Origin of the sequence: Streptomyces sp. NPDC058525 (assembly GCF_042719495.1) — a bacterium.
In the GTDB taxonomy this organism is placed as follows: domain Bacteria; phylum Actinomycetota; class Actinomycetes; order Streptomycetales; family Streptomycetaceae; genus Streptomyces.
On sequence record NZ_JBHXNP010000068.1, the window covers coordinates 33,653 to 49,845 of the forward strand.

Here is a 16,193-nt window from a genome sequence, read left to right on the forward strand (position 1 = left end):
CCTAGGTGACGGGAACGGGGACGGGAGTCACGGCGGGGTGCGGCGAACACTCGCCTGCGGGCCCGACCGGTGCGAACGGGGGACCCCCCGGCGCCCCCGCCTGCTCGACGCACGCCAGAAGGTGACGCGCAGTCATGATGATGAAACATCAGTGCGCATATCACCAAATTGAGCAAGTATTTCCGGCCAGCGCGGCAATGTCCGGCAGGATTTATGGATCTTGCCCACGGCGCGCCCCGGAATCGCGCCCCACTCGTACGGGAGTTCATTGCGCCGCAGCGCCGATCGTCAATATTGTTCGATTCGCGACTGGGGGAGTGGAGGCTCGCGTGACGGCGTGGCCCATCGGTTCGACGGTGGTTCACAAGGTGCTGGAGGCGGAGGTGCGCGCCTCCCTCACGACGGCCCTGCGGACGGAGGACACCGCGCTCCTGAAGCGGTACCCCTGGCCGGCTCCGGACTTCAGCAGGGCCGACGGGACCGTCGTGATCTCGGTCCACGCCCTGGTCGTGGACACCGGCGCGCGCCGGATCCTGGTCGACACCTGCGTGGGCAACTCCCGCCCCTCCGTGCCGATGCTCCGCATGCTGGACACCACGTGGCTCGACGACCTCGCCGCCCTCGGCTACCCGGCGGAGTCGATCGACACCGTCGTCTGCACCCACCTCCACTTCGACCACATCGGGTGGAACACGCGCCTGGTGGACGGGGAGTGGGTGCCGACGTTCCCGCGCGCCCGCACCTGGTCACGCGCACGGAATGGAACCACTGGGCCGGCGAAGCGGGCGCCGAAGCGGGTCTGCGCGACACGATGTGGCCCCTGGTCGACGCAGGTCTCCTCGACCTCGTCGAAACCGACCACCGGGTGTGCGAAGGCGTCCGCCTCGAGGCGGCTCCGGGCCACACCCCGGGCCAGGTCGCCGTCGTAGTCGAGTCGGGGGAGGAGCGCGCGGTGATCACCGGCGACCTGGTGCACCACCCCGTGCAGTTCATCGAACCCGACCTGCCCGGCATGGCCGACGTCGACGCGGTGCTCGCGGCGGCGACCCGGCGCGCGTTCGTCGAGCGCTACGCCGACACCGGAACGCTCGTCATCGGCACGCACTTCCCCGCCCCGACCGCGGGCCTCTTCCGGCGCGGTGGGGACGGGACCGTGCGTTTCGTCGGGGACGACCGCCGCTGACCCGGCCCGCCCCCGGCCCCGCCCCCCGGCCCGCCCGTCACCTCACCTCACCTCACGTCGAGAGCCTGAGGACCGCGTCGAGCAGGCATTTCCCGCTGGCCACGGTCCCGGCCCCGGACCTGGCCCCGGCCTCGGCCCTGGCCCCGGACCTGGCCCCGGCCCCGGTCCCGGCCCTCGTCAAGGCCCGGCCCCGGCCCCGGCGCGGAGTTCGCCGCCGCCCACGCCGTTTTCCTCGACCGGGCGCGCGCCGCCCTGGAGCCACCGGCGTAGCCGCGCACCGGGCCCGCACGGGCGGGGTCGCGCGACCGCGGCGGCCCGCCCGGCGCACTGCGCCGAACAGCGCAGCCCGTCGCGCCGGTCAGGGCGGCGCTCCGTAGCGTGAGGGCGTGGCAGCCACCGAGAGACCTTCGCCCGCCGCCTACCGCAACCTGTTCGTGGCGACGGTCGGGTTCACGCTCACTTTCTGGGCCTGGGACCTGATCGCGCCGCTGGGCAGCGACTACCGGGACCGCCTCGGGCTGAGCTCGCTGGAGCAGTCCCTGCTGGTGGCGGTGCCCGTGATCGTCGGCTCCGTCGGCCGCGTCCCGGTGGGCGCGCTCACCGACCGCTACGGCGCCCGCCTGATGTTCCCGCTGGTCTCCGCGCTCACCATCGTGCCGGTGCTGCTGCTGATCCCGGCACGCCACTCGTATCCCGCGACGCTGGCCGTCGGCTTCGTGCTCGGCCTGGCGGGGACCACCTTCGCCATCGGGGTCCCGCTGGTCAACTCCTGGTTCCCGCCCGCCCGGCGCGGCTTCGGACTGGGCGTCTTCGGCATGGGGATGGGCGGTGTCGCGCTCTCGGGCTACTTCACCCCGCGGATCGCCCGGCACGGCGAGACCCTGCCGTTCCTCGTCGTGGCCGGCGCGCTCGCCGTGTTCGCCGTGCTCGCGGCCCTCCTGCTCAGGGACCGGCCCGACCGCCCGGTGCCCGCCGAGTCGCTGCCCGTACGGCTCGGCCGGGCCGGCCGGCTGCGGGTGACCTGGGAGCTGTCCGCCCTGTACGCGATCGGCTTCGGCGGCATCGTCGCCTTCGGGGTGTACCTGCCCACGTACTTGAAGACCTGGTACGGGCTCTCGCCGACCGACGCCGGCACCAAGGCGGCCGGATTCGCCCTCCTGACCGTGATCGCCCGCCCCTTCGGCGGCTGGCTGGCCGACCGCGTCCACCCGGCCCTGGTCACGGCCGCGGCCCTCGGCTTCGTCGCCCTCCTCGCCATCGTCCAGGCGTTCGACCCCGCCCTGGATCCCGTCGGAACCATCTGCTTCCTGTGCATCGCGGCAGGGCTCGGCACCGCGAGCGGCAGCGTCTTCGCCCTGGTGGCGCAGGTGACGCCGCAGGCCCAGGTGGGCAGCGTCACCGGCATCGTCGGCGCGGTGGGAGGCCTCGGCGGTTTCGTACCACCCCTGGTCATGGGCGCCGTGTACAGCGCCAAGGACTCCTACTCGATCGGCTTCATGCTCCTGTCGGACCTGGCTCTGGCGGGCTGCGTGTACGCGTACGGCCGGATGCGCACCGTACGGCCGGACGGCGTCGGCGCGTAGCCGCCGAGCGGCTTGGGCCAAGAGGGCTCAGGCTGTCGGTCAGTCGGGCGACCAGTGACGTTTCTGTGGTGAACGGGCTGCGCCGTTGGGGTGAGTAAAGGCTTCACAAGTGAAGAGTCTGGACTTCACCAAGGAAAGATCCACATCGCGCAAAGGGCCGTCGTGTCGCGGCGGCCCTAGCCCTTCCCTGTGCCGATGCGACCCTCGGAGGAACCGAACGATGACTTACGGCAACAAGCTGCGGGAACAGATCGCGAAGCCGGGCACCACCCCGCTGATCGGGGTGTACGACATGTACTCCGCCTCCGTGGCGGCCCAGCACTACGACGGGATGTTCGTCTCCGGGTTCGGCTTCGCGGCCTCCTACTACGGGCTGCCGGACATCGGCTTCATCGCCTGGCCCGACATGGTGGCCTTCGTCCAGCGGCTGCGCGGCGCCTTCCCCCGCCACCACCTCCTCGTCGACATCGACGACGGGTACGTCGACCCCGAGGTGGCCTGTCACGTGGTGGAAGGCCTGGAGCGGATGGGTGCCTCCGGCGTCATCCTCGAAGACCAGAAGCGGCCGCGGCGGTGCGGGCACGCGGACGGGAAGCAGGTGCTGCCGCTGGCGGAGTACCTGGAGAAGCTGGACATGGTGCTGGCCACTCGCAAGGACCTGGTCGTCGTCGCCCGTACCGACGCGACGGAGGAGGCCGACATCGTCCACCGGGCGCAGGCCCTGGCGGCAACGGACGCCGACGTCGTACTGGTCGACGGGGTGCGCAGCGTGGAGTGGATCGAGCGGATCCGCGAGGCGGTCGGCGGCAAGCCGCTGCTGTTCAACCAGATCGCCGGCGGCAAGTCGCCCCGGCTGTCCCTGAGCGAGCTGACCGACCTCGGTGTCGACGTGGCCATCTACAGCACGCCGTGCCTGTTCGCCGCGCACAAGGCCATGGACACGGCGCTGGCCGAGCTGAGGCTCGCCGACGGGCGGCTGCCGGAGGCCGAAGGGGGCGAGGAGGTCGGGGTCGGGGAGTCCACCCAGCTGCTGGCCAAGAACATCACGCGCCACCACCCGGTGCCCGGAGCGCGCGAGAGCGTGGGCGTATGACCGGCGCGCGCATCCGGGCCGCCGCCTTCCTCGCGGTCGCCGTCCTCGGGGGCGGCGCGGCGCCGGCCGCCGCGAGCGGGAGCCTGATCACCGTCATCGACAACTCGCACGCCGACTCCGTATTCGAGGTCGACCGGACGGCCAACCTCCAGAGCGGAAGCGGGACCGCGGGCAGCGATCACGAGGGCAGCGCCACGGACGTGCTCGCCGCACTCCTCGAAGCGGCGCACCTGGAGGGCGAGGAGGACTGAGCCGGTCCGGCCCGCGCGGCGCCTTCGTGGGGCGCCGTGCGGGCCGGACGTCCGTCGCGAGGGCCCGGTCATCTGCGGGGAATGCCAGCCGAAACGTGCGGTCCGACTCGAAAGCCCGGCCCCCGGCCCCGGCGCCGCCCCGGCCGAGGCGCTCGCGGCCCCCCGGTACCGGATCCTGCGCACCCACCGCCACACCCACCACCACGCCCGCTGAACGAGCACCCGGAAAGCCCCGACCGCACGGCGTCGGGGCTTCCGGGCGTCAGGCGGGCGGCTGGCCGTCGAGGGGGATCTCCAGCAGGTCGGCGAGGCCGGTGAGGGTCGCCCCCAGGGGGAGCGCGACCCGGGTCACGGCGTGCTGGTCGCCGCGGGTCACGTCCCGGTTGACGATCATCACGGGCTTTCCGGCCTGGGCCGCCAGACGGACGAATCGGAGCCCGGACATCACCGTCAGCGAGGAGCCGAGGACCAGCAGGGAGGCCGCCCCGGCGACCAGTTCGCGGCACTGCTCGACCCGCCGCGGCGGAACGGCCTCGCCGAAGAACACCACGTCCGGCTTGAGGACGCCGCCGCAGGCCGAGCAGGGCACGACGCGAAAGTCCCGGACCTGCTCGTCGGTGAGGTCGGCGTCACCGTCGGGGTTCAGCCCGGCGGCCACCGGTTCGAAGCCCTCGTTGGCCTCCTCGAGCCGCCGGGCGAGTTCACGGCGCGATCCGGAGGTCCCGCAGGAGAGGCAGACGGCCCGGTCCAGGCCCCCGTGCAGCTCCACCACGCCCTCGCTGCCGGCGGCCTGATGCAGCCCGTCGACGTTCTGGGTGATCACACCCGAGAGCAGCCCGTGCCGCCCGAAGGCCGCCACGGCCCGGTGCCCGGCATTGGGCAGGGCCCGGCCGAACGTCCGCCAACCGAGGTGACTGCGCGCCCAGTACCGGCGCCGGGCCCGGGCACTGGCGGTGAACTCCTGGTAGGTCATCGGCGTGTGCCGCCTCAGGCTCCCGCCCTCACCCCGGTAGTCGGGGATCCCCGACTCGGTGGACATCCCCGCCCCACTGAGCACCAGCACCCCACCACCCCGCAGCGCCTCGGCGACCGGCGCCGGATCCGTACTACCGGGCCGCAGGTCCCCGGTGGGCGTCCAGCTCAGGGTGGGGCGCATCCGCATGCGTCCAGCCTACGGAACGGCACGGGGGTGATAGAGCGCGAGCGCGCGCGGAAGGTCGACGGGCCCGTCTGCGGGAAGCCGGAGCCAGTGCTCCGTCTGCCAGGTCTGGGTGCTGCGGGCTTGGCGGTTCGTGGTGGTCACCCAAGGCGGATAGACGCGGAACGCCCGCTTCCCGCCGGAGCCGTTCGTCGACACGATGCCCCAGTCGCGGAGCACGTCCCGCGGGAACACGAACTGCCCGGACCCTTCGCCCTGGCAGGCGCTGATGACGAACAGATCGACGGGATCCGCCGCGTCGAACGGCTGGATCGGCCCGTCCGCCGACCTCTTCCACACCGTCACGAACTGCCCGACCTTCGTCGGGGTCGTCTTGGCCACCCGGAACCTGACCGCGAGGCCGTCCAAGGTGAACGCGCACGCCCCGTACTCGGCGCCCTCCGCCTCGGGCACCGGCTGCGAGCAGACGAAACCACTCGGGTCGTACACCAGCGTCCTGGCCCGCAGCAGATCGCCGGGAATCCCGGTCCGCCCGGGTGCCCAGGCCCCCGGATCCGCGGTTCCGAATCCGGTACTGCGCTCGCGTTCCATCGCCATCCCCACATCCTGCCAGATATCGAACGGGTGAACTATTTGGCGAGATGTCGAATGCCGTCCGCGCCGTGTCACCCGGCTCCGCCTGGGAATGCGGGCAGGCATGCCGGAAATGATCAGTGCCCTCGTCGCCCGTATCGCCCGCCGCCGTCGCGAGCCCGTCGCCGTTCAGGCCCTGCGGTCCACCGCGGCGGCCGTCATCAGTTACGTCATCGCGCTCCGCCTCAGCAGCGAGCCCAACCCGCTGACCGCACCGCTGACCGCCCTGCTCGTCGTCCAGGTAACCCTCTACTCGACGTTGACCACCGGCATCCGGAGGGTCAACTCCGTCGTCGTCGGCGTCCTGATCGCGATCGGCTTCAGCGTGCTGGTGGGCCTGACGTGGTGGAGCCTCGGCCTGCTCATCCTGGCCTCCCTGGTGGTGGGCCACCTGGTCCGCGTCGACGAGTTCGTGCCCGAGGTCGCGATCAGCGCGATGCTCGTCCTCGGCGTCACCCAGGTCGCGGACACCGCCTGGGACCGCGTCCTGGAGACGCTGATCGGTGCGGCGGTCGGGCTGCTGGTCAACCTGCTCGTCGCGCCGCCCGTCTGGGTCGGCCCGGCCGGCATCGCGATCACCGACCTTGCCGCGCGCATCAGCGGGCTCCTGAACCACCTCGGCGAGGAGTCCCTCGCCACCGGCAGGGTGGAGCAGGCCGCCGCCCGGCTGGACGAGGCGCGGCGGCTCGACAACGACATCGTGGAGGTCGACGCGGCCCTGCGGCAGGCCGAGGACAGCCTCCGCCTCAATCCCCGGGTCAAGGAGGGCCTGCTCTTCCGGCTCGTGCTCCGGACGGGCCTGGACACCCTGGAGATCTGCGCGGTGGTGCTCCGCGTGGCCTGCCGGACGTTGACGGACCTGGCCAAGGCGCGCCCCGACGGCCCGCTCCTCGCGCCGGAGACCACCCTCGCGCTGCGCCAGGTGCTCACGCACACGGCCGTCGCCGTCGAGAGCTTCGCCCAGCTGATCACCGCGCAGGTCAGCGCCAACGCCGAAGAGGCCGAGGCCCGTCTGGCGGGGGAGCTGGCCGTGGCCCGGGCCAACCGGGACCGGCTCGCGGACCTGCTGCTCGCCGACGTGGGCGCCGACCCGGCCCAGTGGCAGTTGCACGGCGCGCTGCTCGCGGAGATCGACCGGGTCCTCGACGAACTGGGCGTGGACAAACGCTCCCAGCGCCTGCTGGAGGAACTGGACCACCACACCCGCAGCCGGCGCGCCGGCCGCCTGCGTGACCGCATGCGCCGCCCCTCCGGCAAGCGCACGGCGGCCTGATCACCCGTCACCCGGTCCACGGCTCTCTACAATTCGTCATGTGCCTGACATCAGGGGGCACCGCACCAGCACCGCACCACTCCCACGAACGGCACCACGATCCGAAGGGGGCGATCGGCACATGACCAAGCCCGAGAGCACGGACACGGACACGAGCGCGGGCGGGAGTTCGGGACGCGTCTACGACTACGACGTCGTCATCAGCGGAGCCAGCCTCGCCGGCAGCGCCGCCGCGATCCTGCTCGCTCGACGCGGCGTCCGCGTCGCACTGCTGGAACGCCGCTCGGACCCGGAAGCGTACAAGGTGCTGTGCACCCACTCCATCACGGCCAACGCCTACCCGGTGCTGGACGAGCTCGGCCTCGTCCCCGCCCTGGAGAAAGCCGGAGCCGTCCGCAACGAGGCCCGCTGGTACACCCGTTGGGGATGGATCCAGCCGAGGGCCGCGCCGGGCGGCCCCGAGCTGCCGTACGCGTACAACATCCGGCGCAGCGTCCTCGACCCGCTGATCAGGTCGAAGGCGGCCCAGACCCCCGGCGTCGACCTGCTCCTCGGTCACCAAGTGACCGGACTGGTACGGGAATCCGGGCGAACCCTGGGCGTGCGCGCGTCGACCTCGCAGGGCGGGCGCGAGATCCGGGCCCGCCTGGTGGTGGGCGCCGACGGCAAGGACTCCGCCGTGGCGAAGTTCGCCGGGGTGCCCGCCCGGCAGTACGAGAACGCCCGGTTCGGCTACCTCGCGCACTTCCGCGGCCTTCCGCTGCACGGCGGGATCGGCCAGACCTGGTTCCTCGAACCCGACATGGCCTACGCGTTTCCCAACGACGACGGCGTGACCGTCCTCGCGGTGCTCCCCAGCAAGAAGCGGCTGCCCGCCTTCCGGGAGGACCTGGAGCGCAGCTTCTTCGAGTTCGTCCGCGCCCTGCCCGAGGCCCCGCCCATCGACTCCGCCGAGCGCATCACGAAGATCATCGGTACGGTCGACTACCCGCTCCACAGCCGCAAGCCGACCGCCCCGGGCGTCGCGCTCATCGGCGACGCCGCCCTGACCGGCGATCCCCTGTGGGGAGTGGGATGCGGGTGGGCCCTGGAGTCCGCGCAATGGCTGGCGGAGGCGGTCGCCACGGCCGCGACCGGTCGCGGCGACCTCGACAGGGCTCTCGTGGCGTACGGGCGCAGACACCGGCGGCAGCTGCGCGGCCACCAGTACCTGGCCGCCGACTACGCCAAGGCCCGTCCGTTCAACCCCATGGAACGGCTGGTGTTCTCGGCGGCGGCGCGCGATGCGTCGGTGGCGCGGCACGTGCACCGGTTCGGCTCCCGCCTGATCGGTCCGCTGCGCTTCCTGAACCCCCTGGCCCTGGCCAAGGCTTCGGCCGTCAACATCAGGCATCGCAGGGCGGCCGCGCCGACCGCGCCCTAGCCTCGTGGTCAGTGTTCCCGCCGGACGGCCCGGTCGATGCGGTTCTTCCACCGCCTGAGCAGTTCGCCGGGTGTACGGGCCGGCGGCGTGGGTTCGGCAGGCCGCTCTTCCTGCCGCGTGAGGGGGACGGACGGCATGAGGTAGCGCATGCCGTCCGTTTCCAGCGCACACGGGGGAACGTCGCCGGCGTCGTAGGCGTGGCTCACGCGGATGAGGAACGGCTTCGGAGGGTCCGGCAAATCACCGGGCAGCTCGCCCCGCAGGACGGCTGCCCCGTGGCGGGGTACCCGCACGGACGCGACGGTCTTCCCGTCGACCAGCACGTCGGCGCGGCGGCGCCGGACATCGCTCAGGACGGTGATCGAATGCCCGTCCTGATCCACGTGATACCGGTGGTGGGCCGCCATGCGGGCCTCCCTGAAGTTCCTGGTACCAGCGTAGAACCCCGGCCCCGCTTCCCGGATGATCACGCCGGTTCCGGGTAGCCGTCCGGCATGGTCACTGTTGGGGTCGAGGAAGAGTACTTGCTGGTAGACCCGGTGACGCTGCTCCCCGTGCCGCTCGTGGAGGACGTGCGGGCCACGGCCGGCCTGGCGCCGATCGCCGACGCGCAGGAGGTCCAGGACGAGCTGCTCCAGGCGCAGATCGAGGTGGCCACCCCGGTGTGCGAGGCCCTGGAGGAGGTGGGGGGCCATCTCCTCCGGCTGCGGCACGCGGTCGCGTCCGCGGCCCAGGCGAACGGCTGCCGGATCGCGGCCTCGGGCGCCGCGCCGCTGCGGGACGCCGTCCCCGTACCCGTCACCGGCAGGCCCCGGTACCTGAGGATGCGGGGCGAGGCCCGGCTGCTGGTCGACGAGCAGCTGATCTGCGGGATGCACGTCCACGTCGGCGTTCCCGACCGGGAGACCGGAGTGGCGGTCCTGAACCGGCTGCGCGTCTGGCTTCCGGCCCTGCTGGCGATGTCCGCGAATTCGCCCCTGTGGGACGGCCGGGTCACCGGCTTCGCCAGCTGGCGCACGATCATCTTCGGCCGCTGGCCGGTGAGCGGGCCCCTGCCGCGGTTCGCGGGACTCGCGGACTACGAGGCGCGGGCCGACGCGCTGCTGGCATCGGGGGTGATCGCCGACCGGGGGCAGCTGTACTGGCAGGCGAGGCTGTCCGAGCGCTACCCCACCATCGAGGTGCGCTGCTGCGACGTGCAGCTCGAAGCGGACGAGGCCGTCATGCTCGCCGCCATCGTCCGCGCCCTCGTCGTCACCGCGATGGCCGAGGAGCGGGCGGGTGTGGACCCCGTCCCCTGGCAGCCCGAGATCCTGCAAGCCGCCACCTGGCACGCGGCCCGCGATGGGCTGAGCAGCACGCTGCTGGGCCTGGACGGCCGGCCCCGCAGCAGCGGGGACGTGCTGTGCACGCTCTTGCGGCACATCGGCCCCGCGCTGGAGGAGTCCGGCGACCTCCGCGAAGTGAACTCGCTCGTGCACCGCCTCCTGCGCCGGGGCACGCCGGCCGACCGCCAGCGCCGCGCGTTCGCCGACGGCGGCCTCCCGGCCCTCGCCGACCTCGTCACCGCCGAGGCCACCGCGCCGTGAGCCGCGCCCGGGCGGCCCCCGTGGCGGCGCGGCGCATCAGGCCGGGTGGCCGGGTGTGAAGTCCTGGACGTCGCTGAAGAACAGCAGCGCCGGCCGTGCGGGACCGGCCGGGCCCTCCTCCACGGGTGAGAGCAGGAATCCGACGTGGTCTCCGCCGTCGAGCAGCTCTTCGATCCGGCCCACGAACCAGGCGCCCGCGTCCTCCAGCACCGGCGCGGTCCCGTGCGCCGGCCGGCGCCACGCGATGCGCTCGAACTTGTCGAGGTCGTCGCCCGTCTGCTTCCCGAAGAGCGCCGCCGTCCCCTTCTGGTCCTTCCGCAGCGCGTGCACCGCCAGGTGCGACGCCTGCCGTGCGATCCGGTATGTACGGTTGGCCTTGGAGAGCCACACCATGAAGCGGGGCGGGTCGATCGAGCACTGGGAGGCGAAGCCGACCAGGCACCCGGCCTGCTCGTCCCCGGCCGCCGCCGTCACGACGTACATCGGATAGTCGATCACCCCGGTGAACGCATCCAGCTCTCCCACGACAGGCTCCTGCCCTCCGTGCCTCTCCACCTCTGCCGGACAGCCGGATCAGGGAGCGGGCGGGGCAGGGGTGTCGGCCTCCAGGGGGAGGAGGGCTCCCGCGCGGATGGAGTCGATGACCGCGTCGTGCAGGGCGCGGCTCGCGGTCTCGCTGGCGCAGGGGACGGGGCTTCCCGCGAGCGGGAGCCAGTCGGACGCGCCGCTGTACTGCACGGTGATGTGCGCCAGGCCATCGGCCTCGGTCCAGGTGGTGTGAACGGCGAGTTCGCCGGTCAGGACGGGCCCCGAATCGCCGGTCTGTACCCCGTTTCGTCCGGCGAAGATCCCGGGGGTGGTCCACGATGCCCAGCTCATCCGGCCTCCCTGCTGCACTCGTCGTCCTGCCAGTGTGCCCGCGCCGGCCCTCGCGCGCCCCTGGGGCGCTCGCGCACGGCGCCGTCCACTCCCGTACCCGGGTTTTCGCGGGGTATTCACGTAGGTATTCATGGGTGCATACTCAGGGCATGGCAGACACGACCGTAAAGATCGACTCGGAGACCCGGGACCGCTTCGCCACCCTCGCCGCCGCTCGCGGCAAGAGCGTGCGGGCGTATCTCGCGGAGCTGGCCATCGAGGAGGAGAACCAGCTCGCCCTCGGCCGGGCCACCGCCGCGTTCCGTGAAGCCGTCAGCCGGCCGGGCATCGCCGAGGCCTTCGACGCCGAGTTCGGCGGGCTGCCCGCGTCCGCGAAGACGCACCGGGCGGCCTGATCTTGGATCTGCACATCGACCTCCGCTGGCTCCTCGACCGCCAGGAGGAAATCCTGGGCCGGGAGCTGGGGGTCCTGGACTACTCGGGTCTCGTCGCCGCGGTCGCCCGGCATCGCGTGAACACCCCGGCGCTCGAGACCGACGAACCCGACGCGTACTGGCGGGCGGCCGCGCTGCTGGAGCAGCTCGTTCTCGTACGGCCGCTGCCGGCCAGGAACGAGTACTTCGGCTACGGCGTCGCCGTCGCCTACATCAGGGCCTCCGGCAAGGAGGTGGACACCGCCTTCGCACCCTGGCGTGCCCTCATCACGGACATCCGGGCCCTGCGCCTGACCGTGTACGGCGTGGCCGACCGGCTGCGCGCGATGACGCCCGACGCCTGACCGGGGCGCGGCCGCGCCACGCACCCCGCGGAATGGGTGGGGGCTGGCGCGCACGGGGTGGGGCGCCAGCCCCCTCGAAGGGCCGCCGTACGGGGGCGTTTCGGCGGCCGTGGTGTGCTGGACCCGTGGTACGGCTGCTTGGCCGCAGGCGTACCACGGGTGGTGGTTGAACTGTAAAGCATGCAGATGGCGGTGCCCGCCGCGGGGGGTGGGTGAACGCGGCAGGACAGAGCCCGGCCGGGTGACTACGGGCCCGGCCGGGCTCTGCGTACGGGGGTGTCGGCGTGCGCTGCGGGTCAGAAGTCGTCGTCGCGCAGGTCGCGCTCGTCGCGGAGCGGGTCGTCCTCGCGGGGCCGCTTGATCTCCTCGGGGCTCTTGCCGCTGCGGGAGGGCGTGCCGGGCTCGGGGTGGACCGGGTCCTGGCCGGGCGCCTGCGGACGCCGTTGCTCCTCGCGGCCCTTGCCCGGCTCCTGGCGCTTGTCCTTCATACCGCCCATGACGGCCACTCCTCGATGCGTGGGGGTGTGGATTCCTCCCGACCACGCTGGCACGCGGAGTCACGCCACGCATCACCAGCGCTACGCATCGTGGTGTTCGGGTGATGCCGGCCCCGGGGCGTGCGCCCCCTGCCAAGGATCGCCCCTGCCCTCGTCGGCGTTGCCCTCGCCCTGACCACCGTCGGCCTCGCCGCCCCGGCCCAGGCCCGCACCGTCGCCTGCACCAGGCTGAGCAACGGCGTGCTCTGCACCCAGCTCGCCAACCGCGACGCCGCCGACCGGGCCCAGGTGAGCAACTCGTACGAGAAGACCGGTGGTTCCACCATCACCGCCCGGTTCGGGCACTACAACCGCGGCGGTACCTGGATGGACCAAGGTGCCTTCACCCAATCCAAGGGAACCACCCGCTACTTCACCTGGGGCACCTCCTACTACGGCGACTGCTCGGCGGTCGTCGGCTTCATGGACTCCGGCGGGACGCGCTACCAGGTCCCCCCGGTCACCCTCTGCTGAGGCGCGGGCATGAGCCGGCCCCTCCTCCTCGCAACCCCCGGCGCCCAGGCGGCCCCACCGCCCGCCGGGCGCCGGAAACCGCGCCGCGTCCTCTTGGCCGTCACCGGACTCTGCGCCGTCCTCGCCGTGGCCCTCGGCTCGCAGCTCGGTACGGGGTCCACGGCGCCCCCGGCTCCGCCGGCCGACGCCCTCTCCGGCGAGCAGCGCGCCCGGGCCGAGCAGGCCGCCCGGGCACTGTGGGGAGCGGGCATCCCCGTCACCGGCGTGGAGCGCAGGACCGACCCGGTGCCCGAGGCCGTGGTGGTCGCCTCGGGCCAGGGGTACACCGAGTTCTCCTGGCCGGGCCTCAAGCCGCTGAGCGGAACCCGGAGCGTGGAGGAGGACCAGGACGAGGGCGCCCGGGCCGGCGGCGGACCCGCCGAACAGCAGCGCGGGGGCGAGGAGTTCATGCGAGCCCACTTCCCGTGGGCCGACGGCGCGCAGGTGACGTCGTGGGCCCTGGGCGACACCGGCCGCCGGGTCTTCTCGTGGCGGCGCACGGTGGACTCGGTCCTCATGCCGATGCGGCTCGACATCGTCGTCGATCGCTCCGGGGCCGCGGTGTCCTTCGCCGCCGTGGACGAGCCGGACCTGCAGCTCGCACCCGTCGAGGTCGGAGAGGAGCAGGCCGCGGCCGTGGCCGCCGCGGCCCGCCCGGGCGTGGCGCTGGGCCGGCCGGTCCTGCTCGCGGTCCCGGTCGGCGGCGGGTGGCGGCCTGCCTGGTCGTTCCCCGGGGAGGCGACCGACTCGGCCGCGTCTCCCGGCGGCGCTCCCAGGACCGTCGTCGACGCGGGCACCGCCGCCCTGCTGCCCGGGCGGACACCCCGTGACGCGGCCACGACGCCCGCCACGGGCCGCACCCCGAACAGTACGAACGCGCCGAATCGCCCCGCCGGACCCGCCCCCCGGCACACCCTCCCGCCCGCGTCCGCTTCCGCGTCGGCACGGGCTCCTCCGAGCCGGGCCGTCCCACGCCCCGCTTCCGCTCGCCGCTGCCGGGGTGTGCCGTATCAGGCCACCCGGCGGTCCGGCAGCATGGACGCCCTCCGAACCGCCCCCCAACGGTGGATCCCTGCCGTTTGGGGGAGGGGCACATGGGCTTCACGGTTTTCGACGCGGGGGACCTGCCTGCCGAGCACCGGTTCGAGTGGTGGCGCGACATGGTCAGCAAGGGGGCCGGACCGACCCGGGTGACGGCCGACCATCCGGCCGATTTCAGGGTCAGCATGGGCCTGTTGCCCCTCGACGACGTCAGGATCGCGAGGATGTCCTTTCCCGCGATGAGCTCGGAGCGGACCGACCGGCTGATCCGCCGGTCAGACCCGGAGACGTACGAACTCACGCTCCTGCTCACCGGATCGCTCCAGGTCTCCCAGGCGGGCCGCGAAGCCGCCCTGTCGGCAGGGGACTTCAACCTGTGGAGTTCGTCCACCCCTTCCCACAGCCGGGCCCCGGTCGGCGGACCGGGTGCGGCACCGTCCGACGCGATCGTCCTGCACCTGCCGCGCTCCCTGGTCGCCCTCCCGGAATCCCGGGTGGACGGGCTGCTCGCGCGCGGTCTGGTGTCGGACCGGGGCGTCGGGGCGGTTCTGGCCCGGTACCTGACCTCCGTCGTCCAGGAGGCCGAGCACCTGAGCGAGGCGGACGGCCGCCGGATCGGCGTCATGACGGCGGACCTGGCGACGGCCTTCCTCGCGCACCACATCGACGCCGCGGACACCCTGCCGCCTCCGGCCCGGCACCGCATGCTGCTCGGCCGGATCGACGCCTTCATCGACGACAACCTCGCGGACCGGGACCTCTCGCCGCAGGTGGTCGCGGCCCGCCACCACATCTCCGTACGGCTCCTCCACCGGCTCTTCGCCGACCGCGGGGAGACGGTGTCCGCGACCATCCGCCGGCGCCGGCTCGAACGCTGCTCCGCCGATCTCGTCGACCCGCGGCTCGCCGGCCTGCCGGTCCACGCGGTCGGGGCGCGCTGGGGGTTCAGCGACCCCGCGTCGTTCAGCCGCAGCTTCCGCGCGGCCTACGACCGCACCCCGCGGGACCACCGCCATGCGCACGGCGGCCCCGCGAAGCCCCACGCCACGCCCCGCCAGCAGCGCAGAGCGGCCGCGGGCGGGGGTGAAGGAACGGGCGGGCGACCACCAGCCGCCGGAGCTGCTGGGAGGGGACCGCCACGAGTACGCCCGAACATGGGGGAACGTGTACACCGGCAATTTCTCGCACTACATGGACCGGTCGCGGGACAACGGCCGTACGTGGGACGGCATCCTCAACCAGGTGGTCAACTGGTCCAACTGGTGCGCGGGGTCAGGAATGTTCGTTCGCGTCGAAAGCGTTGGTGCGACGGACGGTTGAGCGACTCCACGTAAGGAAGATCTTGCCCACGAAGACACTGCAGATTCCCACCGCGGACGGCCAGGCCGACGCCTTCGCCGCCCTCCCCGACCATGGCGAGCGGCACCCGGGGGTGCTCCTGTACCCGGACGCCTTCGGAGCGCGGCCCGAGTTGGAGGACAAGGCCCGCGAACTGGCCGGGCACGGGTACTACGTGCTCGTCCCCAACCTCTACTACCGGCACGGTCCGGCACCGGTGGTCGAACTTCCCGAGCACATCGGAGCAGAGGCCCGGCCCGCGCTCTTCGCCAGGCTCATGCCCCTGGTGCAGGAGCACAGCACCGAACGCGTCCTGCGCGACGCCGACGCCTACCTCCGCTTCCTTGCCGCGCAACCCGAGGTCGCCGAGGGACCGGTCGCCACGATCGGCTACTGCCTGGGCGCCGCCCTGGCGATGCGCACCGCAACGGCCTACCCCGACCGGGTGGCCGCCGTCGCCGGATTCCACCCCGGCTTCCTCGTCACCGACGCGCCCGACAGCCCGCACCGCCTGGTCTCCGAGCTCACCGCCCAGGTCCACCTCGGTCTCGCCGAAGGCGATCTGACCCCCGAGGCCCTGGCCGAGCTCAACAAGGCCTTCGACGCCGCGGGCGTCGGCTACACGACCGAGATCTACCCCGGCACCGTCCACGGCTTCACGATGTCCGACACCGACGCCTTCAACCCCGCCGCGCTGCAACGCCACTGGGACCGCCTGCTCCCGCTGCTCGGCCGCACCCTCGTCGGCAGCTGACGCAACCGGCTCAGCTCGTCCCGTTCCATGCCTCGGTCCCGGACCCCCGCGGGGGTCCGGGACCGAGGCATGCTCCGGGGGGGGGGGCTGTCTCGTATACCCAGCGGACGCTGCCGACGAGTGGGGGGGGGTAGGTCTCGGGGGTGGGCGGGGCATAAAAAAAGGGG

Annotated in this window: 20 protein-coding genes; 14 read left to right on the top strand and 6 right to left on the bottom strand. The window is 72.9% G+C overall.

What is annotated here, in order from left to right; genetic code table 11:
* Positions 1-329: 329 nt before the first annotated feature.
* The 5 genes from ACFWP3_RS27655 (at position 330) to ACFWP3_RS27675 (ending at position 4,110) form a co-directional block, all read left to right on the top strand.
* A complete protein-coding gene (locus ACFWP3_RS27655) occupies positions 330-929 on the top strand; it encodes an MBL fold metallo-hydrolase (protein ID WP_384226151.1) in 600 nt (199 codons plus the stop codon).
* Positions 812-1,183, top strand: coding sequence for an MBL fold metallo-hydrolase (locus tag ACFWP3_RS27660; protein ID WP_384226153.1), 372 nt, complete (start codon positions 812-814; stop codon positions 1,181-1,183). Before ACFWP3_RS27655 ends, ACFWP3_RS27660 begins: the two co-directional genes overlap by 118 nt.
* 386 nt (positions 1,184-1,569) lie before the next feature.
* Positions 1,570-2,766 (top strand): nitrate/nitrite transporter, encoded by a 1,197-nt coding sequence (locus tag ACFWP3_RS27665; RefSeq protein WP_384226155.1) that lies wholly within the window; start codon positions 1,570-1,572, stop codon positions 2,764-2,766.
* Positions 2,767-2,986: 220 nt separating this feature from the next.
* On the top strand, positions 2,987-3,859 hold the full coding sequence (locus ACFWP3_RS27670) for an oxaloacetate decarboxylase (RefSeq protein WP_384226158.1): 873 nt from the start codon (positions 2,987-2,989) through the stop codon (positions 3,857-3,859).
* A complete protein-coding gene (locus ACFWP3_RS27675; RefSeq protein WP_384226160.1) occupies positions 3,856-4,110 on the top strand; it encodes a hypothetical protein in 255 nt (84 codons plus the stop codon). Before ACFWP3_RS27670 ends, ACFWP3_RS27675 begins: the two co-directional genes overlap by 4 nt.
* A gap of 262 nt (positions 4,111-4,372) precedes the next feature.
* Here the strand turns inward: ACFWP3_RS27675 and ACFWP3_RS27680 are convergent, their stop codons facing one another.
* Positions 4,373-5,272, bottom strand: a complete 900-nt coding sequence (locus ACFWP3_RS27680; protein ID WP_384226162.1) for an NAD-dependent protein deacetylase — start codon at positions 5,270-5,272, stop codon at positions 4,373-4,375.
* A gap of 9 nt (positions 5,273-5,281) precedes the next feature.
* On the bottom strand, positions 5,282-5,860 hold the full coding sequence (locus ACFWP3_RS27685; RefSeq protein ID WP_384226196.1) for a MepB family protein: 579 nt from the start codon (positions 5,858-5,860) through the stop codon (positions 5,282-5,284).
* 106 nt (positions 5,861-5,966) lie between these two features.
* Here ACFWP3_RS27685 and ACFWP3_RS27690 point away from each other — a divergent pair, with 106 nt between their 5' ends.
* Complete coding sequence (locus ACFWP3_RS27690; RefSeq protein ID WP_384226164.1) at positions 5,967-7,175, top strand: aromatic acid exporter family protein; 1,209 nt, start codon at positions 5,967-5,969, stop codon at positions 7,173-7,175.
* Positions 7,176-7,296: 121 nt separating this feature from the next.
* Positions 7,297-8,598 (top strand): NAD(P)/FAD-dependent oxidoreductase, encoded by a 1,302-nt coding sequence (locus ACFWP3_RS27695; protein WP_384226166.1) that lies wholly within the window; start codon positions 7,297-7,299, stop codon positions 8,596-8,598.
* Between the two features lie 8 nt (positions 8,599-8,606).
* Here the strand turns inward: ACFWP3_RS27695 and ACFWP3_RS27700 are convergent, their stop codons facing one another.
* Complete coding sequence (locus tag ACFWP3_RS27700) at positions 8,607-9,005, bottom strand: hypothetical protein (protein ID WP_384226168.1); 399 nt, start codon at positions 9,003-9,005, stop codon at positions 8,607-8,609.
* Positions 9,006-9,092: 87 nt separating this feature from the next.
* Between ACFWP3_RS27700 and ACFWP3_RS27705 the strand changes: the two genes are divergently transcribed.
* The gene (locus tag ACFWP3_RS27705) at positions 9,093-10,187 is read left to right on the top strand and encodes a glutamate--cysteine ligase (protein ID WP_384226171.1); all 1,095 of its coding nucleotides are present in this window, start codon (positions 9,093-9,095) and stop codon (positions 10,185-10,187) included.
* Between the two features lie 36 nt (positions 10,188-10,223).
* Here ACFWP3_RS27705 and ACFWP3_RS27710 read toward each other — a convergent pair whose 3' ends face one another.
* Together ACFWP3_RS27710 and ACFWP3_RS27715 are read right to left on the bottom strand one after the other, a co-directional pair.
* Entirely contained in the window at positions 10,224-10,712 is a 489-nt protein-coding gene (locus ACFWP3_RS27710; protein ID WP_384226173.1) for a flavin reductase family protein, read from the bottom strand.
* A 48-nt stretch (positions 10,713-10,760) separates the two neighbouring features.
* Entirely contained in the window at positions 10,761-11,066 is a 306-nt protein-coding gene (locus ACFWP3_RS27715) for a hypothetical protein (RefSeq protein WP_384226175.1), read from the bottom strand.
* A 149-nt stretch (positions 11,067-11,215) separates the two neighbouring features.
* Between ACFWP3_RS27715 and ACFWP3_RS27720 the strand changes: the two genes are divergently transcribed.
* Positions 11,216-11,461 carry an antitoxin MazE7 gene (locus ACFWP3_RS27720; protein WP_384226177.1) on the top strand — a complete coding sequence of 82 codons (246 nt, stop codon included), beginning with the start codon at positions 11,216-11,218 and terminating at the stop codon, positions 11,459-11,461.
* Positions 11,462-11,463: 2 nt separating this feature from the next.
* Entirely contained in the window at positions 11,464-11,844 is a 381-nt protein-coding gene (locus tag ACFWP3_RS27725; RefSeq protein ID WP_384226179.1) for a toxin Doc, read from the top strand.
* A 296-nt stretch (positions 11,845-12,140) separates the two neighbouring features.
* On the opposite strand, the gene ACFWP3_RS27730 is transcribed toward ACFWP3_RS27725, so the two are convergent.
* Entirely contained in the window at positions 12,141-12,341 is a 201-nt protein-coding gene (locus ACFWP3_RS27730; protein WP_384226181.1) for a hypothetical protein, read from the bottom strand.
* Between the two features lie 120 nt (positions 12,342-12,461).
* Here ACFWP3_RS27730 and ACFWP3_RS27735 point away from each other — a divergent pair, with 120 nt between their 5' ends.
* The 4 genes from ACFWP3_RS27735 to ACFWP3_RS27750 are packed head-to-tail and all read left to right on the top strand — an operon-like array spanning position 12,462 to position 16,026.
* Complete coding sequence (locus ACFWP3_RS27735; RefSeq protein WP_384226182.1) at positions 12,462-12,854, top strand: hypothetical protein; 393 nt, start codon at positions 12,462-12,464, stop codon at positions 12,852-12,854.
* A 9-nt stretch (positions 12,855-12,863) separates the two neighbouring features.
* A complete protein-coding gene (locus ACFWP3_RS27740; RefSeq protein WP_384226184.1) occupies positions 12,864-14,087 on the top strand; it encodes a hypothetical protein in 1,224 nt (407 codons plus the stop codon).
* A complete protein-coding gene (locus ACFWP3_RS27745) occupies positions 13,988-15,268 on the top strand; it encodes a helix-turn-helix domain-containing protein (protein ID WP_384226186.1) in 1,281 nt (426 codons plus the stop codon). Before ACFWP3_RS27740 ends, ACFWP3_RS27745 begins: the two co-directional genes overlap by 100 nt.
* Positions 15,269-15,276: 8 nt before the next feature.
* Positions 15,277-16,026, top strand: a complete 750-nt coding sequence (locus tag ACFWP3_RS27750) for a dienelactone hydrolase family protein (RefSeq protein ID WP_384226189.1) — start codon at positions 15,277-15,279, stop codon at positions 16,024-16,026.
* The last annotated feature ends 167 nt before the right edge of the window (positions 16,027-16,193 follow it).

Excerpts from the sequence above, each read along its gene's own strand:
- ACFWP3_RS27660 (WP_384226153.1), top strand. The coding sequence starts at position 812 with ATGTGGCCCCTGGTCGACGCAGGTCTCCTCGACCTCGTCGAAACCGAC.
- ACFWP3_RS27670 (WP_384226158.1), top strand. The coding sequence starts at position 2,987 with ATGACTTACGGCAACAAGCTGCGGGAACAGATCGCGAAGCCGGGCACC.
- ACFWP3_RS27675 (WP_384226160.1), top strand. The coding sequence starts at position 3,856 with ATGACCGGCGCGCGCATCCGGGCCGCCGCCTTCCTCGCGGTCGCCGTC.
- ACFWP3_RS27680 (WP_384226162.1), bottom strand. The coding sequence starts at position 5,272 with ATGCGGATGCGCCCCACCCTGAGCTGGACGCCCACCGGGGACCTGCGG.
- ACFWP3_RS27685 (WP_384226196.1), bottom strand. The coding sequence starts at position 5,860 with ATGGAACGCGAGCGCAGTACCGGATTCGGAACCGCGGATCCGGGGGCC.
- ACFWP3_RS27690 (WP_384226164.1), top strand. The coding sequence starts at position 5,967 with ATGCCGGAAATGATCAGTGCCCTCGTCGCCCGTATCGCCCGCCGCCGT.
- ACFWP3_RS27695 (WP_384226166.1), top strand. The coding sequence starts at position 7,297 with ATGACCAAGCCCGAGAGCACGGACACGGACACGAGCGCGGGCGGGAGT.
- ACFWP3_RS27700 (WP_384226168.1), bottom strand. The coding sequence starts at position 9,005 with ATGGCGGCCCACCACCGGTATCACGTGGATCAGGACGGGCATTCGATC.
- ACFWP3_RS27705 (WP_384226171.1), top strand. The coding sequence starts at position 9,093 with ATGGTCACTGTTGGGGTCGAGGAAGAGTACTTGCTGGTAGACCCGGTG.
- ACFWP3_RS27715 (WP_384226175.1), bottom strand. The coding sequence starts at position 11,066 with ATGAGCTGGGCATCGTGGACCACCCCCGGGATCTTCGCCGGACGAAAC.
- ACFWP3_RS27720 (WP_384226177.1), top strand. The coding sequence starts at position 11,216 with ATGGCAGACACGACCGTAAAGATCGACTCGGAGACCCGGGACCGCTTC.
- ACFWP3_RS27730 (WP_384226181.1), bottom strand. The coding sequence starts at position 12,341 with ATGGGCGGTATGAAGGACAAGCGCCAGGAGCCGGGCAAGGGCCGCGAG.
- ACFWP3_RS27740 (WP_384226184.1), top strand. The coding sequence starts at position 12,864 with ATGAGCCGGCCCCTCCTCCTCGCAACCCCCGGCGCCCAGGCGGCCCCA.
- ACFWP3_RS27745 (WP_384226186.1), top strand. The coding sequence starts at position 13,988 with ATGGGCTTCACGGTTTTCGACGCGGGGGACCTGCCTGCCGAGCACCGG.